The sequence below is a fragment of the Curtobacterium sp. VKM Ac-2852 genome, assembly GCF_013205045.1.
Classification (GTDB): Bacteria; Actinomycetota; Actinomycetes; order Actinomycetales; family Microbacteriaceae; genus Curtobacterium; species Curtobacterium flaccumfaciens.
The window spans coordinates 279,555-303,186 of record NZ_JABMLI010000002.1 but is presented as its reverse complement, the minus strand read 5'-3'; the positions used below and the strand labels follow the sequence as shown (position 1 = coordinate 303,186).

Annotated in this window: 25 protein-coding genes and 1 pseudogene; 16 read left to right on the top strand and 10 right to left on the bottom strand. The window is 71.4% G+C overall.

Going from position 1 to position 23,632, the window contains the following annotated elements:
• Window positions 1–78: 78 nt before the first annotated feature.
• Window positions 79–501: an NAD(+)--rifampin ADP-ribosyltransferase gene (arr, locus tag HQQ79_RS07835; RefSeq protein WP_173033498.1), complete on the top strand. Its 423-nt coding sequence runs from the start codon at window positions 79–81 to the stop codon at window positions 499–501.
• A 6-nt stretch (window positions 502–507) separates the two neighbouring features.
• Here arr and HQQ79_RS07830 read toward each other — a convergent pair whose 3' ends face one another.
• A complete protein-coding gene (locus HQQ79_RS07830; RefSeq protein ID WP_173033497.1) occupies window positions 508–1,812 on the bottom strand; it encodes a glutathionylspermidine synthase family protein in 1,305 nt (434 codons plus the stop codon).
• A complete protein-coding gene (locus tag HQQ79_RS07825) occupies window positions 1,812–2,183 on the bottom strand; it encodes a tRNA-dihydrouridine synthase (protein ID WP_152377983.1) in 372 nt (123 codons plus the stop codon). The genes HQQ79_RS07830 and HQQ79_RS07825 overlap by 1 nt, the downstream gene beginning before the upstream one ends.
• Before the next feature lie 133 nt (window positions 2,184–2,316).
• Between HQQ79_RS07825 and HQQ79_RS07820 the strand changes: the two genes are divergently transcribed.
• Together HQQ79_RS07820 and HQQ79_RS07815 are read left to right on the top strand one after the other, a co-directional pair.
• Window positions 2,317–2,823, top strand: coding sequence for a hypothetical protein (locus HQQ79_RS07820; protein ID WP_173033496.1), 507 nt, complete (start codon window positions 2,317–2,319; stop codon window positions 2,821–2,823).
• Between the two features lie 131 nt (window positions 2,824–2,954).
• Window positions 2,955–3,482, top strand: coding sequence for a hypothetical protein (locus HQQ79_RS07815; RefSeq protein ID WP_173033494.1), 528 nt, complete (start codon window positions 2,955–2,957; stop codon window positions 3,480–3,482).
• Window positions 3,483–3,550: 68 nt separating this feature from the next.
• Here HQQ79_RS07815 and HQQ79_RS07810 read toward each other — a convergent pair whose 3' ends face one another.
• Entirely contained in the window at window positions 3,551–4,204 is a 654-nt protein-coding gene (locus tag HQQ79_RS07810; protein WP_173033492.1) for a TetR family transcriptional regulator, read from the bottom strand.
• A 187-nt stretch (window positions 4,205–4,391) separates the two neighbouring features.
• Between HQQ79_RS07810 and HQQ79_RS07805 the strand changes: the two genes are divergently transcribed.
• From HQQ79_RS07805 to HQQ79_RS07790, 4 genes are all read left to right on the top strand, one after another.
• Window positions 4,392–4,889 carry a hypothetical protein gene (locus tag HQQ79_RS07805; protein WP_173033489.1) on the top strand — a complete coding sequence of 166 codons (498 nt, stop codon included), beginning with the start codon at window positions 4,392–4,394 and terminating at the stop codon, window positions 4,887–4,889.
• A 3-nt stretch (window positions 4,890–4,892) separates the two neighbouring features.
• Window positions 4,893–5,768 carry a hypothetical protein gene (locus HQQ79_RS07800; RefSeq protein ID WP_173033487.1) on the top strand — a complete coding sequence of 292 codons (876 nt, stop codon included), beginning with the start codon at window positions 4,893–4,895 and terminating at the stop codon, window positions 5,766–5,768.
• A 169-nt stretch (window positions 5,769–5,937) separates the two neighbouring features.
• The gene (locus HQQ79_RS07795; protein WP_173033485.1) at window positions 5,938–7,044 is read left to right on the top strand and encodes a tyrosine-protein phosphatase; all 1,107 of its coding nucleotides are present in this window, start codon (window positions 5,938–5,940) and stop codon (window positions 7,042–7,044) included.
• Window positions 7,045–7,181: 137 nt separating this feature from the next.
• A complete protein-coding gene (locus HQQ79_RS07790) occupies window positions 7,182–8,201 on the top strand; it encodes a LacI family DNA-binding transcriptional regulator (protein WP_173033483.1) in 1,020 nt (339 codons plus the stop codon).
• Between the two features lie 99 nt (window positions 8,202–8,300).
• Here the strand turns inward: HQQ79_RS07790 and HQQ79_RS07785 are convergent, their stop codons facing one another.
• Genes HQQ79_RS07785 through HQQ79_RS07775 form a run of 3 tightly spaced genes read right to left on the bottom strand, consistent with a single transcriptional unit; the run spans window position 8,301 to window position 11,066 of the window.
• Complete coding sequence (locus tag HQQ79_RS07785) at window positions 8,301–9,665, bottom strand: HAMP domain-containing sensor histidine kinase (RefSeq protein WP_173033481.1); 1,365 nt, start codon at window positions 9,663–9,665, stop codon at window positions 8,301–8,303.
• Window positions 9,662–10,345 carry a response regulator transcription factor gene (locus tag HQQ79_RS07780; protein WP_173033479.1) on the bottom strand — a complete coding sequence of 228 codons (684 nt, stop codon included), beginning with the start codon at window positions 10,343–10,345 and terminating at the stop codon, window positions 9,662–9,664. The genes HQQ79_RS07785 and HQQ79_RS07780 overlap by 4 nt, the downstream gene beginning before the upstream one ends.
• 1 nt (window position 10,346) lies before the next feature.
• Entirely contained in the window at window positions 10,347–11,066 is a 720-nt protein-coding gene (locus HQQ79_RS07775) for a VIT family protein (protein ID WP_173033477.1), read from the bottom strand.
• Between the two features lie 124 nt (window positions 11,067–11,190).
• On the opposite strand from HQQ79_RS07775, the gene HQQ79_RS07770 reads away from it, so the two are divergent.
• From HQQ79_RS07770 to HQQ79_RS19145, 3 genes are all read left to right on the top strand, one after another.
• Entirely contained in the window at window positions 11,191–11,655 is a 465-nt protein-coding gene (locus tag HQQ79_RS07770) for a DUF2231 domain-containing protein (protein ID WP_173033475.1), read from the top strand.
• Between the two features lie 157 nt (window positions 11,656–11,812).
• Window positions 11,813–12,463, top strand: a complete 651-nt coding sequence (locus HQQ79_RS07765) for a heme utilization protein (protein WP_173033473.1) — start codon at window positions 11,813–11,815, stop codon at window positions 12,461–12,463.
• A gap of 2 nt (window positions 12,464–12,465) precedes the next feature.
• Window positions 12,466–13,485: a LacI family DNA-binding transcriptional regulator gene (locus HQQ79_RS19145; protein ID WP_173033471.1), complete on the top strand. Its 1,020-nt coding sequence runs from the start codon at window positions 12,466–12,468 to the stop codon at window positions 13,483–13,485.
• A 76-nt stretch (window positions 13,486–13,561) separates the two neighbouring features.
• Here the strand turns inward: HQQ79_RS19145 and HQQ79_RS07755 are convergent, their stop codons facing one another.
• On the bottom strand, window positions 13,562–14,443 hold the full coding sequence (locus HQQ79_RS07755; RefSeq protein WP_173033469.1) for an inositol monophosphatase: 882 nt from the start codon (window positions 14,441–14,443) through the stop codon (window positions 13,562–13,564).
• Window positions 14,444–14,807: 364 nt separating this feature from the next.
• Here HQQ79_RS07755 and HQQ79_RS07750 point away from each other — a divergent pair, with 364 nt between their 5' ends.
• The 4 genes from HQQ79_RS07750 to HQQ79_RS07735 all read left to right on the top strand — a co-directional run bounded on the left by HQQ79_RS07750 (window position 14,808) and on the right by HQQ79_RS07735 (window position 19,233).
• On the top strand, window positions 14,808–15,680 hold the full coding sequence (locus HQQ79_RS07750; protein WP_228516251.1) for a carbohydrate ABC transporter permease: 873 nt from the start codon (window positions 14,808–14,810) through the stop codon (window positions 15,678–15,680).
• Window positions 15,680–16,510: a carbohydrate ABC transporter permease gene (locus tag HQQ79_RS07745; protein ID WP_173033465.1), complete on the top strand. Its 831-nt coding sequence runs from the start codon at window positions 15,680–15,682 to the stop codon at window positions 16,508–16,510. The genes HQQ79_RS07750 and HQQ79_RS07745 overlap by 1 nt, the downstream gene beginning before the upstream one ends.
• A gap of 56 nt (window positions 16,511–16,566) precedes the next feature.
• A complete protein-coding gene (locus HQQ79_RS07740; protein WP_173033463.1) occupies window positions 16,567–17,904 on the top strand; it encodes an ABC transporter substrate-binding protein in 1,338 nt (445 codons plus the stop codon).
• A gap of 120 nt (window positions 17,905–18,024) precedes the next feature.
• Window positions 18,025–19,233 (top strand): glycosyltransferase, encoded by a 1,209-nt coding sequence (locus HQQ79_RS07735; RefSeq protein WP_367948074.1) that lies wholly within the window; start codon window positions 18,025–18,027, stop codon window positions 19,231–19,233.
• 153 nt (window positions 19,234–19,386) lie between these two features.
• Here HQQ79_RS07735 and HQQ79_RS19140 read toward each other — a convergent pair.
• Together HQQ79_RS19140 and HQQ79_RS07725 are read right to left on the bottom strand one after the other, a co-directional pair.
• Window positions 19,387–19,593: pseudogene (locus HQQ79_RS19140) on the bottom strand (transposase); the annotation flags it as partial.
• A gap of 138 nt (window positions 19,594–19,731) precedes the next feature.
• Window positions 19,732–21,003 carry an alpha/beta hydrolase gene (locus HQQ79_RS07725; protein WP_173033459.1) on the bottom strand — a complete coding sequence of 424 codons (1,272 nt, stop codon included), beginning with the start codon at window positions 21,001–21,003 and terminating at the stop codon, window positions 19,732–19,734.
• 74 nt (window positions 21,004–21,077) lie between these two features.
• Between HQQ79_RS07725 and HQQ79_RS07720 the strand changes: the two genes are divergently transcribed.
• A complete protein-coding gene (locus HQQ79_RS07720) occupies window positions 21,078–21,734 on the top strand; it encodes a TetR/AcrR family transcriptional regulator (protein WP_173033457.1) in 657 nt (218 codons plus the stop codon).
• Between the two features lie 401 nt (window positions 21,735–22,135).
• Here HQQ79_RS07720 and HQQ79_RS07715 read toward each other — a convergent pair whose 3' ends face one another.
• Window positions 22,136–22,978, bottom strand: a complete 843-nt coding sequence (locus HQQ79_RS07715; RefSeq protein ID WP_173033455.1) for a hypothetical protein — start codon at window positions 22,976–22,978, stop codon at window positions 22,136–22,138.
• A 133-nt stretch (window positions 22,979–23,111) separates the two neighbouring features.
• On the opposite strand from HQQ79_RS07715, the gene HQQ79_RS07710 reads away from it, so the two are divergent.
• Window positions 23,112–23,624, top strand: a complete 513-nt coding sequence (locus tag HQQ79_RS07710; RefSeq protein WP_173033453.1) for a hypothetical protein — start codon at window positions 23,112–23,114, stop codon at window positions 23,622–23,624.
• Window positions 23,625–23,632: the final 8 nt, after the last annotated feature.

Below are 23,632 nucleotides of genomic sequence, written 5' to 3'. Positions count from 1 at the left end.
CGCCGTCGTCGTCTCGGAACAGCCGCGGTGGCGCGCACTGGTCGGACACGGGCGCTGAGTCGTTCGTAGGCTGACGCCATGGCAGCAGCAGACGAGACCGGTCCGTTCTGGCACGGCACCGTGGCGGCCCTGCGACCCGGGGAGTTCCTCTCCCCCGGTTTCCGCTCGAACTACCGCCCCGACGTCGTGATGAATCACGTGTACTTCACGGCGACCCGCGACGGCGCCGGGCTCGCGGCCGAACTCGCGGCCGAGCTCGTACCCGGCGACCGCGAGCCGCGCGTGTACCGTGTCGAGCCGACCGGTCCCTTCGAGGACGACCCGAACGTGACCGACAAGAAGTTCCCCGGCAACCCGACCCGGTCGTACCGCAGTGCCCTCCCGCTCCGCGTGGTCGGCGAGGAGACCGGGTGGACACGGCTCACCCCGGAGGCGTTGCGCGGGTGGCGGGAACGGCTCGTCGCGATCCCGCCCGAGGAACGCGGCGAGATCGTCAACTGACCGACGTCAGGCCGCGATCAGGTTCGGGGCGAACCGGCACCAGTAGTCCGTGATCGGCCCGTCGGACTCGCGGATGCCGACTCCGAAGGACTCGCCGCCCACGACCCACGACCCGAGCACCGGGTGGTTGTGCCCGTTCGACCCCGGGAAGTCCGGGAGCTCGTGGTACTGCTGCCACACCCGTTCGGCCCCGGTGCCGGGGCGCCGGTACTCGCGACCGTTCGTCGTGACCGAACCGTCGGCTCGGTGCACCGCGATGCCGTCGCCCTCGCGACCGAACACGGGCTTCACGACGAAGTCGCGCATGCCGTTCGGACCGTCCGCGAAGGCCGGCAGCAGGTTCGGGTGGCCCGGGAACAAGCGCCAGAGCGCGACGAGCAGCAGCTTGTTCGACAGGAACATCTTCCACGCCGGCTCGTACCAGCGGCCGAGCCGCCCGCGGTCGCTGACCAGGAAGGCGCCGAACTCCTCGTCGCCCTGCGCCCGGTCGTCCCCGGAGACGAGGTCCTCCCACGGGTACAGCTTGAAGAGGTTGCGGATCACCGGGTACTGGGTCCCCGGCTCGTCCCCGGGCAGCGTGAACACGCTCCGCGACGAACCGGCCGGCTCCTGGTCGCCGACGAACTGGCGGGCCGTCGCGTGCCAGCCGATGTCCTTCATCTCGATGCCGGTGTGCTCCCACCCGGCCTCCCCCGCCAGGTCGCGCATGTATGCCACGGTGTCCCAGTCCTCGCCCGCCGTGTCGAGGTCGGAGTGCGCCACGAACAGTCGGCCACCGTCCTCGGCGCGCAGGGACTCGTGCAGCAGTGTCCGCCAGCGCGCCACCATCGCCTCGTGGATGCCGTTCCACTGGTCGGTCTCGGCGGAGAGTTCGCCGTTGGCGAGCCGGTCCTGCATCCAGTGCCACTGCGTGACCGATGCCTCGATCAACCCGGTCGGGGTGTCCCCGTTGTACTCGAGCATCTTGGCGGGTGAACCGTCTCCGGCGGAGGCCAGGTCGAACCGCGCGTACAGGTCGGGCTCATCGTGCTCGAGCGACCAGGCGGCGAGGTCGAACCCTGCTCGCGTCAGGCCCAGCGTGCCGAGGGCACCGGTGGCGAGGTACCGCGCGGCTTCGAGGCACATCCGGTGCAGTTCCTCGGTCTGCCGCTCGAGCGCCTCGACCTCCGGCAGCGTGAAGACGTACGCGGCGGTGTCGTTCCAGTACTCGACGGGCGTGCCGTCGTCGCGGACCGACCGCGAGTAGATCAACCCGGTCTGCTGGATCCGGCGCCGCCAGTCCGGACGCTCGGGGAACTCGATGCGCTCCATCAGCCGCCGAACCCACCGTGTCCGCCGGCTCCGCCGAAGCCGCCCTTGGTGACGGAGCTCCCACGGGACGAGACGCCGGCCTTCGCGGTCTTCCCGGCGGGCAGGGCGCTCGTGCCGCCGGAGACCGCGTCCCCCACGCCGGGGACCCTCGTGGCACGGTTGGCGAAGAGCGGCAGGAAGTACCAGCCGGCGTGCCCGCCGTGGTTGTTGCAGTCGTCGTCCGGCAGACGCTTCTCGGTCGCGTTGTCGCGGCAGATCTTCGCGTAGTCGCTGTCGACCCCGGCTCCCTCGCCGCACCCGGTCAACGACGCTGCCAGGGCTGCGACCACTCCGATGGAGACGACACGGGAAGCACGGCGACGAACACTCACGAAGGGGAACAGTACCGCTCACCACGAGCTGGTGTCCGCGTCGGCACGTCGGCCAGCGCAGACGATCGTCTGGCGAACCGGTAGCGTGTGCAGTGGCGGCACCCGCCGCACACCGTCCACGAGAGGGTCGACCATGTCGCGGAGCACCGATCGGGCCCGGGTGGCACCGATCGCCCTCGCCGTCGGGGTCGCGGCGCTCGCGGTCGCCCTCGCGCTGCCCGCGCCGGCCGCGCCGGGACCCGAGGCGCTCGGGGTAGGGGCATCGGGCGCGCTCGGCACCGCACTCGGCGCGCCGCCCGCGGCGAACAGCACGCACCGGTTCGCGATCAGGTCTCCACGGACGGTCGGCACGGACCGGGTGGTGCGCGTCCGGTTCGCCGGCTCGGGGAGGCCCGGCGCCGTCGTGGTCGTCCACTACGCCGCCCCGGAGAGCCAGGTCGCGACCGTCCACGTCGCGGAGGTCGAGCCGGGCAGCAGCGCCGTCGGCCCGACCGGCCGGTTCGCCTTCACCGCGTCGCTGCCCGAGCTGCCCCGCGGCGCTGAACAGGCATCCTGGAGCGCCCTGCTGATCGACCCCGCATCACTGGCCGTCATCGGCCGCGTCGAGGGCGTCCACCTCGTCGAGCAGACGGACCCCTGACACCCCGCTCCGTGGCCCCGCTCGATGAGAGGGCGCGCAGGGTGCTGGCCGCCGCACCATCCTGCGGTTACGTTCGCTAGACGAACGTCTGGCCAGCAGTCAGCGGCGAGACCTGACCACGAGGAGCCCCCGTGTCGACACCCCACCGCACCCCGTCATCCCGACCCGTGTCCATCGCACTCGGGGCCGCGCTGCTCCTGACCCTCGGCCTCGCCGGCTGTTCCACGGCCGGGTCCGCGACACCCTCGCCCTCCCCGTCCCCCGCCGCGCAGGGCGACGCACCCGCGACGACCGGCTCGTCACCCTCGGTCGACGTGACCGTCGCCGCGACGTCGCTCGGCAAGGTCGTCGTGGACGGCAAGGGCATGACCGCCTACTACTTCGACGCCGACGTCAAGGACTCCGGCACGAGCACCTGCACCGGTGGCTGCGCGACCGCATGGCCCGCGATCGAGGCGACCACGACGACGCCGAAGGTGTCCGGCATCACCGGCACGGTCGGCACCATCAAGGGCGTCGACGGCGGACGGCAGATCACCATCGACGGTCGGCCGATCTACACCTTCGTCGGGGACAAGAAGGCCGGCGACGTGACGGGGCAGGGCGACAAGGGTGTCTGGTACGTCGTGAACCCGGACGGGACCGAGCAGAAGAAGTAGACCGGAGGCCCCGGCGGGACGGCAGACATGCCGGGACCGCCGGGGTCAGTTCTCGGCCAGGCCCGGGGTCAGTTCTCGGCCAGGCCCGGGTCCCCACCCACCCGCACGGGCTCCACCCGCTCGAGCAGCGCATGCACGCCGGGCAGTCCGAGCCCGGTGAACAGCGCCGCCCACAGGTCACGGAGCTGCCCCTCGGTGTCCCGCGTCAGCCGCACGCTCGTCCGGGCCCACATCACCCCGAAGGTGGACGTCAGCACCAGGTCCGCCGCACGTGCCCACTCGGGATCGGTGTCCGGGCCGACACCTCCGCTCGAAGCCGACAGGTGCCGACGGACGTAGTCATCCCAGGTGAAGACCCGCGGGATCACCTCCCCCGCACCACGGAGTTCGTGACTCAGCCGGATGGCCCCGGCCGCCACCGAACACCGCATCGCGTCGGAACAGGCGGAGGTCAGCATGACGAGCAGGTGCTCGAGCCCCGCGGGCTGCGTGATCCGCGAGTCGATCGCCGCCCAACGCTCCTGCTGCCGCTCGATGACCGCGAAGGCGAGCTCGTGCTTGGACGAGAACACGTGGTAGCCGATCGCCGACTTCGGCCGGTCCATCGCGGCGGCCACCCGTGCGAACGAGGTCCCCGCGTAGCCGTGACTCGCGAACTCGGACGCCGCGGCCTCGATGATCTGCTCGCGGGTCCGGGTCTTCGCCTGCTGCCGCTGGTTCATCGCACTCCTCGATCGGGTCTTGGTTCATCATACGAACGTCTGATCAGGCATGGGCAGCGGTCGCACCGGGCGCGATGCCTCTGATCTCCTCAGGTTCAGGATTTCGCTACACGATCGTCTGACGCATTGTTAGCGTTCACGCACACCGAGCCACCCCCACCCGCACCGCCACGAACCGAGGAGTCCCATGCGTTCCACCCCGTCCACCCACCGCACCCCGTCGGTCCGCCTACTGACCGTGCTCGCGACCTGCGTCACCCTCGGCGGTGCGCTCGCCGCAGGCGTCCTGGCCCCCGCGCAGGCCGGAGCCGCCACGATCTCCCGCACGACGCACACCGAGCACACCTCGGCCCAGCCTTCCGCCGTGGCATTCACCACCGAGACCTACGGCGGCCCCGACCGGAAGAGCTTCACCGGCATCACCTTCGCCGGCACCGGCAAGCCCGACACCCTGGTCATCGTCTACTACGACGCTCCGGGCAAGCCCCGCGGCCTGTTCGACAAGCACATCGCCGAGGTCACGTCGGGGGACGACTTCGTCAGCGCCAGCGGCCACTACCGCTTCACCGCGGCGTTCCCGGACCTGCCGCGCGGCGCGACGACGCTGCACTGGCACGCCCGGCTCGCCGACCCGGACACCCTGTCGGTGATCGGACGCGTCAACGGCACCCGCACGCTCGGCTGACCCGTGACTCGCCACGCGCACCCGGCGCTCGTCCACACCCTGGCCGTCGCCGTGTCCCTGGCGGCCGTCGTCGGGGCCACCCTCACCTGGGTTCCGTCGGCCTCGGCCACCACGAGCGACGCCGACCGGGTCGCGGCGCCGATCATCGCCGGCACCGAGGTCGGGGTGCCCGGCGGCTCCTGCACGGTCGGTGCCGTGCTGGCCGGCAAGGGGTTCCGGAGCCAGTTCACCCCGTACCAGCGAGCGACCCGGTGGGTCGTGCTCGCGAAGCACTGCGCGCCGCTGCAGGCACCCCTGCAGCTCGACGGCGCGACCGTCGGCAGCGTGGTCTGGCAGTCCGCGGAGTCGGACCTCGAGCTCGCCGTCGTCCTGCCCCTGGCGTGCACCCGGGCCCGGGCGGCGACCGGGTCCTGCGACCCGTCCGTCGCGACGTGGACGCCACGGGCATCGGGTCGCGTGTTCAACCGGGTCGGCGGGGTCCTGGCACGTCCCGCCGTGACCGGTATCGGCCAACCGGATGCCGATTCCTTCTGCACCAGCGGGGCGTCGAGCGGGCTGCTGTGTTCCTGGACCTCCACACGTGTGTCGGCAGCAAGCCGTCCCGGCGCGCAGCATCTCGCCGCGGCGCGCGCCGAGGCCGGTGTCGGCGCCGGCATCGAGCCGGGCGACGCCGGCGGACCGGTGATCAGCACCACGAACCGGCTGTACGGGATCATCTCGGGCAGCACGACGACGAGCACGACGGGCTCGACGGGCTCGACGGGCTCGACGGGCTCGACGGGCTCGACGGGCTCGACGGGCTCGACGGTGCTGCTCTACACGCCCGTCCAGCAGGTGCTGACCGAGCTGTTCCGGTACCGGCTGGCCCCGGCGTCCTGAGGCGCGGGCCGCCGGGTGGGCGACTGAGCGCTGCCTCATGACCCGGACACGCCCCGGCCACCTCGCCGCCACACCGCCGACGACCCTCGCCGCGATCCTGCGGGGAGCCGGACGCCACCACGTCCGGCTCCCCACGACCCCCGGGTCCTGATCAGATCGAGGTTGCCCCGTGTCCCCGCTCCCCCACTCCCCACTCACCCGCTCCCCACGCATCCACTCCCCGCGCACCACCCGCGTCGCCGCGACCGCCCTCGCCGGCCTGGCCGTCGTCGCCTCCGCCGCGTTCTCCGTCACCGCCGCCCACGCCGACAGCACCCTCCAGCCGGCGTTCACCGCCGCCGACCACCCGATCACCGACGTCCCCGGGCTGGTCAACGGCCGTGAGCTCGCCGCGGTCCACGGCCGGTCCGGTCAGACCGTGAACGCCCCGCGGCTGATCCGCTCCGAGTCACTCGACAAGATCACCGCGGCCGGGGCCACCACCCTGGCTGACGAGTACCACGTCGACCTCGTCGTCGACCTGCGCACGTCGTCCCAGATCGCCGCGAAGCCGGACGTCGCGATCCCGGGTGCACGACACGTCGACATCTCGATGTTCGGCGCGGACGGTGACTACAGCGACGACACCGCGATGTACCACGACCTGGTCGACAAGGGCCGGGTCGACCAGGCGACACCCGGGTCGATGATCACCGCGTACCGCCGGGTCCTCCGGATCCTCGCCACGCACACCAGCGGCACGGTCCTGATCCACTGCTCCCACGGCATGGACCGCACCGGCACCGTCGTGGACCTGCTCGACCGGGTGCTCGGCGTCGACAGCGCGGACATCCTGCACGACTACCTGCTCTCGAACACGCAGCTCGGGGTGACCTGGGCCACACCGCAGCTGCTGCAGGGCACCTTCGAGCAGGACATCGCCACCGAGTACGGCGGCATGGGCTCGTACCTGACCGACACGATCGGCGTGACGAAGCACGAGGCCGCCGCCCTGCGCGAGCGCTTCCTCGTGTCGAACGACCCCACCGCGTCCTCCATCACGGTCGCGGGCGTGCGCGTCCACCTGCCCGCCGCGGCCTCGTCGCACGGCGCGACGGTCACGGCCCCGGTCCGGACGCTGCGCGCTGCGGACGTCCACGTGCACACCACGAACCCGAACGCGGTCACGAGCGTGCACGTCTCCGGGCGGACCGCGCACATCACCGTGACGGCCCAGGACGGCACCACGACCAAGGGGTACCGCCTGACGGTGCGGCACCCGGCGACGAAGCGCTAGTCCGGCACCGCCGCCGACCGCCCGCGCGCCGCGCCGGCGGTCGGCGTGACCAACTGTTCACCACCACCGTCGCCCGGTCCGAGCGTCCCTCCGGCTACCGTGACACTCGTGCAGTCCTCCAGACAACGGCGCCCGCGGTGACCGGACACCCCGCCGTCCCGACCATCCACGACGTCGCCGCCCTGGCCGGTGTGTCGAAGTCGGTCGTCTCCCGAGCCCTCGCCGGCGCGTACGGCGTGGCTCCGTCGACGACCGAGCGGGTCAAGCGCGCCGCCATCGACCTCGGCTACGTGGCGAACGCCAACGCCCGCGGCATGTCGGCACACCGCACGCACACGCTCGGGGTGTTCGTCCGCGATGCCTCCACCCCCTTCTACGGGCACCTGCTGACCGCGTTCCAGCTGCAGGCCGCGGCGCGCGGGTACCGCGTCGTCACCGCCACCGGTGCGGGGTCGTTCCCGGTCAGCGAGGAACGCCGAGCGCTCGAGACCCTGGTCTCCCTGCGCGTCGAGGGGCTCATCGTCTGCAGCGGCGCCCTGCCGATCGCCGACGTCCTGCCGTTCGCCCGGCGCATCCCGACCGTGGTCTCCGGGCGCCCCGAGACGAACGATGCGGTGAGCAGCGCGTACTGCGACGAGCGCGGCGGCGGACGCGGGCTCGCCGACCACGTTGCCGATCTCGGACACCGCCGCGTCGCCGTGCTGACGGTCACACCGGCCGGGTCGCTGACGCAGTCGGCACGCACCGACGCGATGGTGCGCCGGCTGCGTGCGCGCGGCGCGGAGGTGCTCCGGATCCGCTCCGAGGACCACGGAGCGGATCCCGAGGACCTCGACTCGTTCGTTGAGCAGGTCCTGCGGGCCGGTGGCGTGACGGCGATCATGGCACCGAGCGACCGCTGGGCCGTCGGCGTGCTCGAGTCGATGCGCCGCCGCGGCCTCCGTGCGCCGGACGACCTGTCGGTCACGGGCTACGACGGGGTCGCCCCACTCGCCACCGAGCTGCTCGGCATCACCTCGTGGCGACAGCCACTCGGCCTGATCGGCCGCCTGTCCGTCGACGACGTGGTCGACCAGATCGACGGCCGGTCGATGGGCGTGACCCACAACGCGGTCGACGGCACCCTGGTACCGGGCCGGACCGCCGCCCGGGTCTGAGCGCCGAGCGGAACGCACCCCGGGCCTGCCCGGCCCGCTCCTCAGCCGCGACGTTCGGTCATCCGAGAGTCCGAGTGACGATGTGGTCGGCGATCCCGGTCAGCACGCGGGGAGCGTGACGCTGGCGACGGCACCCCCGGAGGGGACGTTGCGGAGGTCCGCCGTCCCGTTGGCACGTTCGGCGATGCCTCGTACGAGGGAGAGCCCGAGTCCGCTCCCGCCGAGGACGGCACGCCGTGCGCTGTCCGCCCGGGTGAAACGGTCGAAGGCCTGTGGGAGGAAGTCTTCCCGGACGCCGGGTCCGTCATCGACGACGCGCAGCTCGAGCCGCCCGTCGGCGGACTGCTCGAGCGTGACCCGGATCACGCCGCCGTCCTCCCCGGCCGCGATCGCGTTCGCCACGAGGTTGTCGATGACCCGGGCGAACGCCGCGGGCTCGATCCCGTAGTGCTCGTCCGGCGCAGTCAGGCGGACGGCGAAGTCGATGTCGCGCAGACCGACGTGCGAGACGGCGCGAGCACGGTCGATCGATCCCATGAGTTCCGTGACGAGCGCAGCGACCGGCGTCGACGGAACGGCGCCGCCTTCACCCAGTCGACTGAGTTCCAGCAGGGCGTTCGCCAGCGCGACCAACCGAGCGGCATCGCTCTCGGCTGCGCGCAGCGCACGTTCGAGGGCCACGGCATCGCCGGACGAGCGGTGCGCGAGTTCGAGCCGCGCGGTCAGTGCCGCCAGCGGCGTGCGGAGTTCGTGGCTCGCATCGGAGACCATCCGCCGCTCACGCTCGGTGTTCTCGCGCTGCCGGTCGATGAAGGTGTTGAGGGTCCGGGCAAGTGCCGCGAGCTCGTCGTCGGACGCCCCTACGGGAAGGTGACCACCACCGTTCCCGGCACTGAGGTGCTCGGCGATCCGGCGCATCCGCCCCACCGGGCGGAGGGCGAGCGTCGACAGCAACCACGCCGTCGCGCCGAAGGCGAGCAGCGCCAGGATCGTGCCGACGACCAGAGACCGGTCCACCCGCGCCACCGTCTCCTGTCCGGCCCGACCGTCGTGCGCGGCCCAGACGACGAACGACCCGGCGGCGTTCCCCACCGGCACACCGACGACGGTCGCGACCCGGTGCGCGGTGTGGAGCCGCAGCGTGACCCCGTTGTCCGGCACCGTCGAGGGCAGCACCTCACGGACGTCGCGCGGCAGGGAGTCCACGACCCATCCGCCGGACGCCGACCGGATGCCGACCAGGACGTCCTCTGCCGGACGGTCCGGCGCCTCGTCCGGGTTGCGCCGGAGATCGGAGACAAAGGGTGCGGCGTCACCGGAGGCGAGGGACCGGTCGGTCGCGAGCGTCGCGCGTTCGATCTGCACGTGCAGGACGACCGCGACCCCGGAGAGCACGACTGCACCGACCATCAGACTCCCGAGGGTGATGCGGGCACGGATCGACAGACGGCGCAGGAACCTCACGTCGCCGACACGACCTCGAGGGCGTACCCCACGCCGCGCACCGTCCGGATCGCGACGTCAGCGCCCGAGGCCTGCAGCTTCTTGCGGACGTAGCTGACGTACTGGTCGACGATGGTCGGATCGAAGTGCTCGGGGCTCCCCCAGACCTCCTCGAGCACCTCGGTCCTGGTGCGCGTGTCAGGGACGCCCTGGATCAGGAACCGCAGCAACGAGAACTCCTTGACGCTCAGCGGCAGGTCCCGCCCGCGCACCGACGCACGCACGGCCAGGGTGTCGAGCCGCACCGACCCGGCCTCCACGATGGTCACCCCACCCGCGGCGCGACGCCGCAGGTGCGCCCGGATCCGCGCGTTGAGCTCGGTGATCGCGAACGGCTTCGTGAGGTAGTCATCAGCCCCGGAGTCCAGCCCGAACACCCGGTCGTCGACGGCGTCTCGTGCGGTCACCAGGATCACCGGGAAGTCCTGGCCGAGCTCACGGAGCCGTCGACAGACCTCGAAGCCCGTCATCCCGGGCAGCATGACGTCGATCGCCGCCGCCTCGAACGACCGGGCCCGGGCCTGGACGAGTGCGGCGATGCCGTCGGTCACGACCGTGACCACGTGTCCTTCACCGGTCAGGCCGCGCTCGACGAGGGCACCCATCTCCGGGTCGTCCTCCACCACCAGGATGTTCGCCATCTCAGACGACCCCGCTCGTGCCGAGCAGGGACCCGATGGCGAAGGTCGCCGCGAGGGCCAGAGCTCCACCGACGACCACCCGGGCGGTGGCGCGACGCAGCGAGCCTCCTCCGATGCGGGCTCCCGTGGCTCCGGTCAGGGCCAGCGCGAGGAGGACGACGACGAACGTCGCGGGTACCCGGATCGCCTCCGGGAAGAGGAGGATCGCCAGGAGCGGAAGGAGCGCGCCGATCGAGAACGCTGCGGCCGATGCGAACGCAGCGTGCCACGGGCTGACCACCTCGTCCTCGTCGATCCCGAGTTCGGTGGTGCGGTGCGCGGCGAGGGCGTCGCGCTCGGTCAGTTCCGAAGCCACCTGTTCGGCCGTTGCTCGTCGGAGACCGCGGCCCTGCCAGAGCTGCGTGAGTTCCTCGAGCTCGGCGGCCGGGTCGTCGGCCAGTTCACGGCGTTCCTGTTCGATGAGGGACTGCTGACTGTCCTTCTGACTGCTCACCGACACGTATTCGCCGAGCGCCATCGACACCGCGCCGCCGACGAGGGCCGCGATGCCGGCCGTCGCGATCGCCGGCACGGAGGACGAGGCACTGGCGACGCCGACGACGATGGAGGCCGTCGACACGATCCCGTCGTTCGCACCGAGGACTCCGGCGCGCAGCCAGTTCAGACGTGCCGCGAGGTCGCCGGTGTGCGCTTCTCCGGCGTGCGGCTCCGCGGTGCTCATGGTCTCAGCGAACCATGTCCGGGTCGCCCTGTTCGTGTGAGGTTTCGAACGATCCGAGCCGCCAGATCCTGTTGTCTGGTCGAACCGCGCCTGCACCGTCGGGCGCTCGACGTGAAAGGCCGTCATGGACTGGCAGTTCGGCGGGATACCGCTCCACCCCCTCTTCGTCCACCTGACCTCGGTCGCCGTCCCGGTCGCGGCGTTGACCGCGATCGTGGTCGCGGTGTGGCCCGCGGCGCGACGGTGGCTCGCAGTCGGCGCACCGATCATCGGCCTCGTCGCCCTCGTCTCGGTCCCCCTGGCGACGTCCTCGGGTGAGTGGCTCGAGCACCGAGAGCGCGAGAGCGCACTGCTCGAACGGCACACCGAACTCGCCGACGGCCTGCTGCCGTGGTCGATCGCGGTCTTCGCGCTCCTGCTGCTGTGGTGGGCCTGGCACAGGTTCGCGACCGACCGGGTGACGAGCGGCGGTGCGCTGCGCGCGGTCGCGGTCGTGGGTCCCGTGCTGCTGCTCGCCGCCGGCGTCGTGTCGATGATCGAGGTCATCGTCATCGGACACGCGGGCGCCGAGTCCGTCTGGAAGGGCTGACCGCACGGACCGGGACGGCACCTGCGCGGTACCGCCGACACCCATCGTTCACCGTCCCGTCACGGACCGACGGGTGAGATCCGGACCCGTCCGGTCGATCATGGGGAACGTTCCCGATCATCGGGAACGTTCCCCATCCCCGACCACGGACGGACCCATGCCCCAGAACGTCACCGCCAAGCTGCCGCGCGACCCGAGCGACCCGTACCGCCACGGCATCTACCTGCGCCCGGACGCCCGCACCTGCCGAGCCGTCACGGTCGTCACCGATCAGCTCCGCGCGCAGTACGGCCTGCTGTCGGCCGGCGCCTTCCCGCCGCACGCCACACTCGTCGGCAGCCAGCCGTTCGGCAGCCACGAGGACCAGGTCATCGCGGCCGTCTCGGCGCTGCTCGACGGCCGACCGGGGTTCGACGTGCACAACGCCGGCGTCCGAGAACAGGGCATCGGGTTCGTCTACGACGTCGCGACCCGACTGGACGGCTCGCACAACGACGACTTCGTCCGGCTCGCCGCCGACATCGAGGCTGTGGTCGCCCCGTTCCGGCAGCCGATGCAGGTCCCGCTGGCGAACGACTACGACCCGGAGCAGTACCGCGCGCACCTCTCGCTCGCCTCGCACGACCTGTACGGCCGACCGGACCTGCACGACGAGGTCGGCGCGTTCATCCGCGAGCTCGACGTCGACGTGCCGACCGGGTTCCGCGGCGACACCGTCGTGCTCTACCGCACCGCGAGCCCGGACTGGTCCGGTCGCTGGTGGCAGACGATGACCTGGGAGCACGTCCACACCTGGAAGCTCGCCTGACCGTGGCCGCGACCCTCCGCGACGTCGCCGAGCGGTGTGCCATCTCGCGATCGCTCGTGTCACTCGCCCTGCGGGGCGACGACGGTGTGTCCCGGCCACGTCGGGAACTCGCGGTGCGGACGGCGGACGAGCTGGGCCTCCCGGTCGGTTCGCTCGCCAGGCGACGCGCGCAGGGCGCGCCGCTCGTCCTCGGGGTGGTCGTCACCGAAGCCGCGAACCCGTTCCACGACGAAGCACTCCGGAGCGCACGCGCGACCGCGCAGACCCTCGGGTTCGCGCTCCGGGTCGTGGACGGGTTCCGTGACCCTGCCCGGTTGGCCGACGGCCTGGAGGCCCTGCACGCCTCCCGCGGATCGGCCGACGGTGCGCTCGGGGTCGCGGTCCTGAGCAGTCGGCTCGCCCCGGCACGGCTCGCGGCGGTCGCGCGCGACCTGCCGGTCGCGGTCCTCGGATCGAGCGGGTCGGCGCTCGCCGGTCTCGGATTCGACACCGTGCGTGCCGACGAGGAGTCGGGCATGCGGGCACTGGTGCTCCACCTCGCCGCCCTCGGGCACCGACGCACGTGCTTCGTGGCGGAGTCCGGCCACCCGTCGACGACCCGTCGTGCCGTCGCGCACGCCGCGGTCACCGGGCAGCTCGGCGCACCGGGCGAGCACCGCGTCGACGACGTCGAGGCCCTGGCGGCGGACCCGGCACGGATCGCGCGGCACCTCGGTGACGGGGTCACGGCGTTCGTCGCGACGAACGACGCGACCGCGGCGCGGCTCGTGTCGATCGCCGACGGCGCGGGGCTCGCGCTCCCCCGGATGGCGGCGGTGACCGGGTTCGACGGCACCGGTCTCGGCGAACGGCTCGACCTGACGAGTGTCGACCAGCCGCGCGTCCGGATGGGCGCGCGGGCGGTCGAGCTCGTGGTCGAGCGGCTCCGGGGTCGCCGCGGCGACCGGCACGAGGTGCTCCCGACACGCCTGCTGCCGCGTGGGTCCACCGCGCGGGCGGTCGCCGGGCACCCGCTCGGCTGACCGCTCGCGACACCCGCGCCGGGTCGGTCCGCGGCCGGCGGTCGGGCCGGCGGGCCGACTGGCGGCGGTCGGCGGCTCAGTCGGCGGGGGTCGTGGCCGACAGCTCCTGCACCCGGCGCACCAGCTCGGCGTGCGATCCCCCGGCGCCGGCGGCGACGTAGTCGTCGGCCAGGTGTGCACGGTCAACGACTCCACCCCGACGGAAGCCCCGGAACCACCCGCCGGCGCGCTCGAGCACCAGCGCTCCGGCGGCGACGTCCCACGGGTGCGTGGCGAAGCCCATCGTCACGTCCGACCACCCGGCGGCGACGTGCACCAGGTTGAGGGCACCGCTGCCGAGGCTGTGGTGGTGGCGGTACCGGAGCGTCAGGTCCCGGAGCAGGTCGAACGCCGCGGCCTCGCCGAGCAGGTCGAGGTCCTGCTGCACGGGGAAGCTCGTCAGGACCGTCGCGGCGTCGTCCGGCCCCGACGACGAGTGCATCGGCGCACCGTCGAGCCAGGCACCGACGTCGTCCGCCGCGAACACGTGGTCCGCGACCGGATCGAAGACCACCCCGGCGACGACCTCGCCGTCGACCTCGGCCGCGATCGAGATGCACCAGTACGCGAGACCGCGGGCGAAGTTCGCGGTGCCGTCGATCGGGTCCACGATCCACCGCACCACGGGGTCGTCGGTGCTGCCGGTGTCCCCGGTGCAGTCGGTGTCCCCGGTGGTGCCGGTACTGCCGGTGGTGCCGGTTTCCTCGCCGAGGACGACGGAGCCGGGCACGGCTGCGGTGAGCACCGCCGTGATCGCCTCTTCCGCCGCGCGGTCGTGCAGGGTCACCACGTCGTGCGCGTCGCGCTTCGTGCTGATCGTCATCGGGGCGCGGAACACGGCGAGCAGGTCGGGCGCGACGGTGCGCGCGGCCTCCTCGGCGATCGCCCAGAGTGTCTGGGGAGCAGGAACGGTTCGCATGGTCTCCGGTTCTACGACGTCGAGGCTCCTGGACGACGAACCACGCCGGTCGACGGACGGAACCCGAGGTGAACGCGCGGCGTGCGGCGGTGAACGTCGGCAGCCGATCGGCGGAGGGGTTGAACGCGGCGTGAACGGGTGACGGCGGGTGGTCGACGAGCCTTGACCGGTCTTCGACCCCCGCCGCACAGTGGAGTCGTTCCCGGTTAGGGAACGTTCCCTACTCGGAGGAGTCCGCCCCATGACGGTCCCCGTCAGGTCCGGCCTGGTCGCCGGTCCCCCGCGTGCCGCAGGGTCGCCGCGATCGCCGCGGTCGTCGCATTCGCAGCGTCCACCCCGGGCGACCCGGACGACACGGTCCTCGTTGCGCTCGGACCGCCGGCTCGGTCTGGTGCTCCTCGCACCGGCGCTGCTCGCGTTCGCGGTCTTCGTCTTCTACCCGCTCGGCCGCGTCCTGGTCCTCAGCACCCAGGGCACCGACATCTTCGGTCAGCCGGCGGGCTCGGTGGGGCTGCAGAACTACGTCCGCACGTTCACCGATCCCGCGTTCGGACGGACGATGCTGACCACCGCGGTCTTCTGCGTCGGCGTGGTCGTCGGCCGGATCGTGTTCGGTCTGCTCGTGGTGATCCCCCTGACCGTGAAGCTCCGCGGCCTGCCGGTCTTCCGCGCACTCCTGACGGCGCCCATGGTCGTGTCCGTGTCAGCGGGGTCCGTCGCGTTCGCGGCGATGCTCGCACCCGGGAACGGATTGCTGAACACGGTGATCACCCAGTTCGGCGGCGCGCCCGTCCCGTTCCTGACGAGCACGCAGTGGGCCCTGGCGAGCGTCATCGTCGTGACGATCTGGGGGTCGCTCGGGTTCACCGTGCTGCTCCTGCTCGGAGCGTTCGGCGCCATCGACCAGGACGTCATCGAGGCGGCGCACCTGGACGGTGCCGGGCCCGTGCGGACACTCTGGTCGATCTCCCTGCCGCTCGTCACGCCGACGCTCTTCTTCGTCGTCGTGACCGGAACCGTCGAGGCACTCACGACCTTCGGGCAGATCCAGATCCTGACTGGCGGCGGTCCGGCCGACTCGTCGAAGACCCTCGTCTACGCGATCTACCAGCAGGCGTTCGGGTCCGGCAGCGCGAACTTCGGCCTCGCCGCCGCGCTCGGGGTCGTGCTGTTCCTGCTCGTCCTCGGGTTGTCGCTGGTGCAGTTCGGCGTGCTCGAGAAGCGGGTGAACTACTGATGCGCCCCGTCACCGCACGCCGACTCCGGAGCGTCTTCGTCTACGCCTGGCTCGTCATCGCTGTCGTCGTCGTCTGCTTCCCGCTCTACTACGTCTTCGAGGGCGCGCTCACCCCGACCCGGTACCTGGACCAGGGCCTCGCCGGTCTCGTGCCGATCCACCTGACACTCGACAACATCGTCCGGGCCACGCAGGTCGTCCCGCTCGGGCAGCAGTTCCTGAACAGCGTCGTCGTCACCCTCGCCCAGACGGTGCTGCAGGTCGTCATCGGCATCATCACCGCCTACGCCCTGGTGTTCTGTCGGCTCCGGGGCACCCGCGCCCTGTTCCTCGTCCTGCTCGCCAGCATGATGATCCCCGGCGAGACAACGCTGATCGCGAACTACCTGACCGTCTCGTCGTGGCACCTCATCGACACGCTCCTGGTCGTCTTCCTGCCGTTCGTGGCCTCGGCGCTGACGATCTTCCTGTTCCGCCAGGCGTTCCTGAGCTTCCCGGACGAGCTGCGCGAAGCCGCGGTGCTCGACGGCGCCGGACACTTCCGGTTCATCCGGTCCATGCTCCTGCCGCTCACCCGCCCGACGCTCGTCTCGGTCACCCTGGTGAGTGCGACGGCCGCCTGGAACGGGTTCTTCTGGCCGCTCCTCGTCACGAACTCGCCGGAGCACCGCACCGTGCAGGTCGGCATCGCCCAGCTGTCCGACGCCGAGGCCGCCGACATCGGCGTGGTCCTCGCCGGTGCAGCCATGGTGACCCTCCCCGTCCTGGTCCTGGTCTTCGTCGCCCAGCGGTTCCTCGCCGGTGGCCTCACCGCCGGCGCGCTCAAGTGACGACAGGTCCGCTCCCCTCCCCGACCCCCGCCCGCCCCACACCCGAAGGACGCACCATGCCCGCACGTCGCTCCATCACCCTCACCGCACTCGCCACCGGCGCCGTCGCGGTCCTCGCCCTGACCGGGTGCTCCACGTCGAGCTCCGCGTCGGACAGCTCCGGCCCCGTCACCGTCGACTTCTGGCACGCCATGTCCGGGCCGCCCGCGACCGAGCTCGACGCGCTCGTCGCCCGCTTCAACAAGGAGAACGACAAGCACATCACCGTGAAGTCGTCGTTCCAGGGGGACTACGCGGCCGTCCAGACGAAGTACACGGCGGCGGTGCAGTCCGGCTCGACGCCGGACCTGCTCATGATGAACGACGTGTCGACCGGCTTCATGATCGACTCCGGCCAGACGGTGTCCCCCGCGACGCTCAGTGGATCGAAGTCGGGTACCGACACGATCGCGCCGGCCGCCGCGACCTACTACAGCGACGGCAAGCAACTCGCGGCGATGCCGTTCTCGGTCTCGATGCCCGTGCTCTACCTGAACAAGGCGCTCGTCGCGAAGGCCGGCCTCGACGCCACGAAACCGCCGAAGACGCTGGCGCAGGTCGCGACCTGGGCCGAGAAGATCCACGCCGCGACCGGTGGCTACGGCATGAGCATGAACATGGGCGACTCGTGGATGCTCGAGGAGCTCACCGCCTCGGGCGGCCAGGCGTTCTGCACGCCGGAGAACGGGCGGAAGGGCAAGCCGGTCACCGGCGTCTCGCTCACCTCGGACACCCAGGTGCAGTTCATGACCACACTGCAGAAGCTCTACCAGGACGGTGCCGCCCTGAACCCCGGCACCGACTCGACCGTGCAGAACTCGGCGTTCTCGAGCGACAAGGTCGGAATGCTGCTGACCTCCTCCGGCGCCTACACGACGGTCGACCCGGACGGCTCGAAGTCCGTCGTCGCTCGGTTCCCCACCACGTCGGCCTCCGACGACGCCGGGCAGGTCATCGGCGGCAACGCGCTCTGGATCTCCGGCAAGGGCCACTCGTCCGCCGAGCAGCAGGCGTCGTACACGTTCGCCAAGTGGCTCCAGACGCCGGACGTGCAGGCCGAGTGGGCGAAGGCGACCGGCTACGTCGCGATGAACACCGACGCCCAGGGCACCACCGTGGGCAAGCGCTCCCTGTCCGACCCGAACATCGCCACGATGTACCAGCGGCTCGCCGACGACCCCACGAGCGTCGCCGCTGCCGGCTGCATCACCGGCGCGTTCCCGACGGTGCGCGCCACCGTCATCGGCGCCTTCAACCGGATCGTCGAGGGTGCCGACGTCGAATCGACCATGAAGGACGCCGAACAGCAGGCCGGCAAGCAGATCGAGTCCTACAACGAGGCCGCTGGCAAGTGACCAACTCCGGGTGCACGCCCCGTCGAGGCTGACCAAGGGTTCATGGAGCGCAACCGCCGTTCGCCATACGGTTGTCTGATGAAGCGGGCGGGGAGCCCGCACGACGATCGGAGCCCTGTGGTGTCTGCTGCGAACGGCCGGCCCGGCTACGGGGCTCCGGAGCTCCTGCGCATCGTGTTCTCGTTCCCACGGGGGCGGGGACACCTCGCGCCGATGCTGCCACTCGCCCGCGCGGCCAGCGCAGCCGGACACCGGACCGCACTGAGCGGCGCACGCGAGGCGGTCCTCGAACAGACCGGGTTCTCGCACCGGCAGCCGCGGGACGTGGAGCTGCCGGCGAGCAGGCCGGGCACCGGCACCCTGACCCCGATCGATCCGAGTGCGGTGCTCACCCGCGTCCCCCAGGTCTTCCTGGGGGACGCGGCCGCCGGGGCCGTCGTCGACGTCGGACGGCTGGTCACTCGGTGGTCGGCTGACCTCGTGGTCTGCGGGGAGTTCGACTTCGGTGCCATGACCGCCGCCGAACGTGCCGGGGTGCCGTGCGTGGTGGTCCTGGCCTTCGCCTCGGCCGGTGGGACCTGGCGCGACGCGGTGCGGGAGCCGCTCGAGGCGCTCCGCCGACGCGCGGGACTCGGGCCCGACCCGCAGCAGCAGATGCTCGGCGGCGCACTCACCGTGGTCCCGTTCCCCGCGTCGATGCGATCCGGGCTCGAGCTGCGTGGTCCGGTGATCCGGATGCGACCGGACACCTGGTCGGCACACTCGTCGGATGCCGCGGCGTGGCTGGCCGCCGGCGACGGACCCCGCGTCTACGTCACGCTCGGCACCGAGTTCAACACGAAGTCCGGCGACCTGTTCGCTCGGCTCATCGACGCGCTCGCTGCCCTGCCGGCGCGGATCCTCCTGACGACCGGACCCTGGGTCGACCCGACGACCTTCGCGGTGCCGGCGGGCCCGGGAGCGATCCGGATCGAGCAGTACGTCCCACAGGACACGGTGCTCGGGCTCGTGGACCTCGTGGTGAACCACGGCGGCTCCGGATCGGTGACCGGGGCGCTCGCGCACGGGGTACCCCTGCTGGTCCTGCCGCTCGGTGCGGACCAACTGCCGAACGGCAGCTGCGTCGAGACCCTGGGCGCCGGACTCGTCCTCGACGCCGCGACGGCGGCCGCGGAGGACATCCGCACCACCGCGTCGCGACTCCTGACCGAGCCGTCGTTCGGCGTCGCAGCGGAACGGGTCAGGACCGAGATCGCGACGGGCGAACCCCCGGCCGTCGTCCTGGCCGCCGTCGAGCGCCTGATCGGCTTGACGCCCGCCCCGCGGTGAGGAGCGCAGGTCCCGCCACACCACGGCGGCGCGGCGGTCAAGCGTCGCCCCGTGCTGGTGCAAGCGCACGCTCATGGAGTCGATCGATGCGACCCAGTCCAGGTCCCCGGCCTGCTGTGCTCGTGACTGCACGTACTCCAGCACCCGCGCCCAGACCCCAGCGTCGGCCCACCGGTCGAAGTTCTTGTAGACCGGGTTCCAGTTCCCGAACCGTTCCGGCATGTCCCGCCAGGGTGCGCCCGTGCGCAACCGCCATACCGTCGCCTCAACGACCATTCGACGATCCACCGGCGGCCGTCCGGTGGCCTTCGCCCTCGGGAACAACGAGCCGATCACAGCCCAAACCTCATCAGAGATCACATCACGCGATACACCTCAAGACCCGCCCGCCAGCCACCGGAACGGGTTGAGCAACACGCGATAGCCCGCTAGGACGCACGAGCCGCGGCACACCTGCGGCCCCGCCGTCTCAACAGCAGATGGGCTACCGGGCGGGGCCTAGGGGGCGAGGTTCCGCTTCTTGAGCCAGTTCTCGGTGACGGTCATCTTGACCTGGCCGCCGATGCTGTCCTCTGTGGCGTCGAACCCGTGCCAAGCGAAGGGGACCTGCACGATCGTGGCGTCGGCGCCCGCTTGTTTCGCCTGTTCCATCACCTCCTCGTTGCCCTTGGCGGGGATGAAGTCGTCTCTCTCGGGCTGCAGGACGAGAGTCGCCGGGGTCGCGGCGCCGAGGTAGGTCGAGGGTGACACTGCTCGGGCGTGATCGGGGACGTCGGCCGGTGCGCCACCGAGGAAGAAGCGCGTGAACTCCTGCGGGTCGAAGCTCGGCAGGGGTGAGGCGCCGTGGTCGTACGTGTAGTCGATGTTGCTCACGGGATACCCGGCCACGACGGCGTCGGGAACAGGGACCTTGCCAGCTCCGGGGCACGTGGAGGGGGCGGCACCCGCGGCGGCGGACCAGCCGAGGAGCATGGCGAGGTGGCCGCCTGCGGAGTCGCCCATGACGGTCAGCTTGCTGGTGTCAGCGCCGACGTCCTTCGCCACCTTGTCTGTCCAGGTCAGGGCGCAGGCGACGTCTGCGGGGGCTTCGTCCCATGTTGCGTGCGTGGCGTCCGCGAGCCGGTAGTCGACGTTGACGACGTACCAGCCCCGATCGGCCCACCGCTGGGCCAGGCTGTCGGACTCTTCCGCAGTACCGCCGTACCAGCCGCCGCCATGGATGTACATCATCACCGGCGCGCCCTTCGGGCCGCCCTCGGGTTCGTAGATGCGCGCTTGCTGGGCCTTACCGCCAGCCGTGACGTAGGTCGTGATCCTGGTCGGGGTCACGGGCGCGTTCGTCAGCGCCAGAGTGCGGGCGAAGTTCACGGATCCGCCGTTGGCCGTCGCCGAATGCACCAGAGCTGCGGTGATGCCGGTCGAGGCGACCAGCGCCCCAAGGGCGAGAACAGAGGCGATGCCCCGGACTACGGGTCGTCGCCGTGCCCGCCACAGGGGAACGCAGAGAAGAACAGCGATGACACTGACGATCACCAGGTGCGGCGCGAAATAGCCCCACGCCATCGAGCCGCCGAGCGTCACGATGTTGCTCGTCGCAGGAACGAGGTTCCCGGCAGCGAAGACGACGACAAGGCCCCCCAGGACGGCGCCGACCACGGCAGCGACGGTCCGCGCCCACCGGAAACGCGCCGGACGGTCTCTGCCAGTCCGCTCGTCCTGCGGAGGTAGGGACTGGGATGACTGCTCGTTCGTGCTCATGGTGCCCTTCATGCAAGCCAACGTAGTGAACCGAGACTACGTCTAAACATCGACGCCGTCTAGCTTTTGCGCGTTACACTCGGCGTATGAGTTCCCCTGCAATCCCGCTCGGACGCCGCGAGATGTTGAAGGCCCGCTCACGACGCGCAATCCTCGACGCGGCTATCGCGTTGGTCGCCGAGCGGGGTGGCCCCGCCTTCACCGTCGAAGAACTCGCCGAGCGTGCGGACATGTCTCGGGCGACGGTGTTCAACTACTTCCCTTCGGTGTCAGACGTCTTGGTGACGGCGAGTGTCGAGCAGTTCGAGACTGCGTGGGCGACGTTCGACGAAGTGAGTGCGGCCGCGCCAGGGACCGATGGTTCTCGTGCCGCTGTCTTTGACGAGGTGTCTCGGTCATTGCGCGCCACGAGCATGCCCGACGTGATCGTGTCCGTCGGAGCAGTCGTCGGGCGAGGCGACGAAGCGTCACCCCGGCACGAAGCCCTGCTCCGACAGGTCATGGACCGAACCTCGCTGCACCTGGCCGAGCATGTCTCCACCCGCTACCCGAGTTGGAGCCGTCTCGAAGTCGATCTACTGGTTGGATCGCTCATGAGCGGCGTCACGGTCGCCTCGAGCCACTGGCTTCTGAACGAGGGCGGGGACCTCAGCACAGAGTCCAGGGCCACCTGGACCCGGATGCTCGACAGCGCAATCGAGGGGTCACGAACCGGCTACGGCCAGAACAAGCGACCCACCTGAGCTGTCGATCCACTGCGCCGTCACCCAGCACCACTCTTTGCCCCACTCGCGCCGTCGAAGCGACGGGCCGCTTTTTGGCGTGCTTTGCGCCGCTGTTTGTGCCGTGATGGGCGTCCCGTGTGGGGATCGCTCACCGGATCGACCATCGAGAGCTCGTGGCCCCTGGGCTCCAGCGTGGCCAGGGCGTCGCCGTCGGCGAAGTGTCGCTCGGCGCCGCCAGGTACCGAACGGCAGCTGTGTCGAGACGATGGGCGCCGACTCGTCCTCGACGCGGAGCCGACCGCAGCGGACCGAGTCAGGACCGCGGTCGCGACAGACGAACCCCCGGGTGTCGTCCTGGCCGCCGTCGATCGCCTGACCGCCGACCAGCGCTGACGAGCGACGACCCGACGACTGTCGGGTCAGCGCACCAGGCAGATCGTGCGGAAGTCGACGTCCGGACCGGGCCGTGTGTACGACGAGCCGCTCTCGAGCCAGTCGGCGGTCGGCGCGATCTGGTCGGGGACCATGTCCTCTTCCGACCGCGCGTCGATGCCCTCGGACGCCCAGTACTCCCGGACTCCGTCCACGTCGCGGTTCGCACCCTCGATCACGGTGTGGTCCTCGGGCAGGAGCTCGTTGCCTTGCTCGTCGGTGTACTCCCCCGGGTCGTACCAGTACATCCACCGCACGCCCTGGTGGGCGTTCGACAGCTGGCAGTCCTCGCTGTACGCACCACCGGCTCGCTCGCCATCGCGGTAAGCGGACTTCCGGTCGCCACCGAGGATCCGCACCGTGCGGTCCCCGATCCGCTCGAGCGTGGCCCGGGCGTCACCGTCGGCGAAGTGCCGCTCGGCGGCGGTCGCCGGCTGCGCCCGCTGCTGGGCGTCGGCGGCCATGCTCCGCACCTGTGACGTCAGGACCAGGCCGTTCCACGGCACGGCGATGACCAGCACGACGATCGCCGCGACGACGGCGACCAGTGAGTGGCGCGGTTCGCGCCGACGAGCCCGGACCTGCACGACGAGCACGACCACGGGGATCCCCACGGCGAGCACGGTGCCGATGACCAGCCGCGTCAGCACGCCCCCTGCTCCGAGCCGGTCGTCCATCGACCCGAAGTCGCGTGCCAGGTACGCCCCGATCTGGACCGCCCAGCTCACGACGAGCAGCACCGGCAGCACGAGCGCGATGGCGATCGCGTTGCCCCGCCCCGTCGTCGGGCCCGTCCCCTGGTCACGCCAGTCCTGCTGTTCCGTGCCCATGCCGGCCCCCGCCCCCGTGGTGTCGGGACCATCCTGCCAGCAGAACGCGCCCCGGGCCCCGCGGGCGACGCCGCCGCCCCACCCCCGAAGCGGTGGTGCCCCAGCGGCCCCTGTTCCTGCCAAGATGACCGACGTGACCACGACCACGCCCCGCGCCGATCCCGACGCCGCTGCCGACGGCTTCGAAGGCGGCTGGTTCCGCATCGACGGCGACCTGGAGCACCTGGACGACGTGGTGTGGCGACCCGCCACGGACGCGGACGACACAGCGACCACCCCCGGCCCTGCCGCCGTCATCGTCGGTGGCGAGCCGCGCGAGCACGTCGGTTCGACGCTGCCGTTGGCGCAGCTGGCGGAGATCGACGTGGCACGTCAACGCACCGTGCGGAAGCTCTGGCTCAGCCCGATCACCATCGTGGTGTGCCTGCTCGTCGTGACCGCGCTCGAGGTCTCGGGGCTGCCGTGGCGGACGGACCTCGGTCGGCAGCTCCTGGTCGGAGTCGGCACGGCCCTGCCGGTCGACGCGCTCTGCACCGCGATCTGGTGGCGGATCACGCGTGATCCCTCGGGCGCCGTCGTCCGCAAGATGGGCGGACACCGGACCCGCCAGCAGTACGACCAGCAGCGCGCCGTCCTCGAACGCTGACCGCGCCG

Excerpts from the sequence above, each read along its gene's own strand:
- HQQ79_RS07725 (WP_173033459.1), bottom strand. The coding sequence starts at position 21,003 with ATGAAGGGCACCATGAGCACGAACGAGCAGTCATCCCAGTCCCTACCT.
- HQQ79_RS07810 (WP_173033492.1), bottom strand. The coding sequence starts at position 4,204 with ATGAACCAGCGGCAGCAGGCGAAGACCCGGACCCGCGAGCAGATCATC.
- arr (WP_173033498.1), top strand. The coding sequence starts at position 79 with ATGGCAGCAGCAGACGAGACCGGTCCGTTCTGGCACGGCACCGTGGCG.
- HQQ79_RS07745 (WP_173033465.1), top strand. The coding sequence starts at position 15,680 with ATGCGCCCCGTCACCGCACGCCGACTCCGGAGCGTCTTCGTCTACGCC.
- HQQ79_RS07740 (WP_173033463.1), top strand. The coding sequence starts at position 16,567 with ATGCCCGCACGTCGCTCCATCACCCTCACCGCACTCGCCACCGGCGCC.
- HQQ79_RS07830 (WP_173033497.1), bottom strand. The coding sequence starts at position 1,812 with ATGGAGCGCATCGAGTTCCCCGAGCGTCCGGACTGGCGGCGCCGGATC.
- HQQ79_RS07770 (WP_173033475.1), top strand. The coding sequence starts at position 11,191 with ATGGACTGGCAGTTCGGCGGGATACCGCTCCACCCCCTCTTCGTCCAC.
- HQQ79_RS07820 (WP_173033496.1), top strand. The coding sequence starts at position 2,317 with ATGTCGCGGAGCACCGATCGGGCCCGGGTGGCACCGATCGCCCTCGCC.
- HQQ79_RS07765 (WP_173033473.1), top strand. The coding sequence starts at position 11,813 with ATGCCCCAGAACGTCACCGCCAAGCTGCCGCGCGACCCGAGCGACCCG.
- HQQ79_RS07775 (WP_173033477.1), bottom strand. The coding sequence starts at position 11,066 with ATGAGCACCGCGGAGCCGCACGCCGGAGAAGCGCACACCGGCGACCTC.
- HQQ79_RS07715 (WP_173033455.1), bottom strand. The coding sequence starts at position 22,978 with ATGGGCACGGAACAGCAGGACTGGCGTGACCAGGGGACGGGCCCGACG.
- HQQ79_RS07755 (WP_173033469.1), bottom strand. The coding sequence starts at position 14,443 with ATGCGAACCGTTCCTGCTCCCCAGACACTCTGGGCGATCGCCGAGGAG.
- HQQ79_RS07780 (WP_173033479.1), bottom strand. The coding sequence starts at position 10,345 with ATGGCGAACATCCTGGTGGTGGAGGACGACCCGGAGATGGGTGCCCTC.
- HQQ79_RS07720 (WP_173033457.1), top strand. The coding sequence starts at position 21,078 with ATGAGTTCCCCTGCAATCCCGCTCGGACGCCGCGAGATGTTGAAGGCC.
- HQQ79_RS07805 (WP_173033489.1), top strand. The coding sequence starts at position 4,392 with ATGCGTTCCACCCCGTCCACCCACCGCACCCCGTCGGTCCGCCTACTG.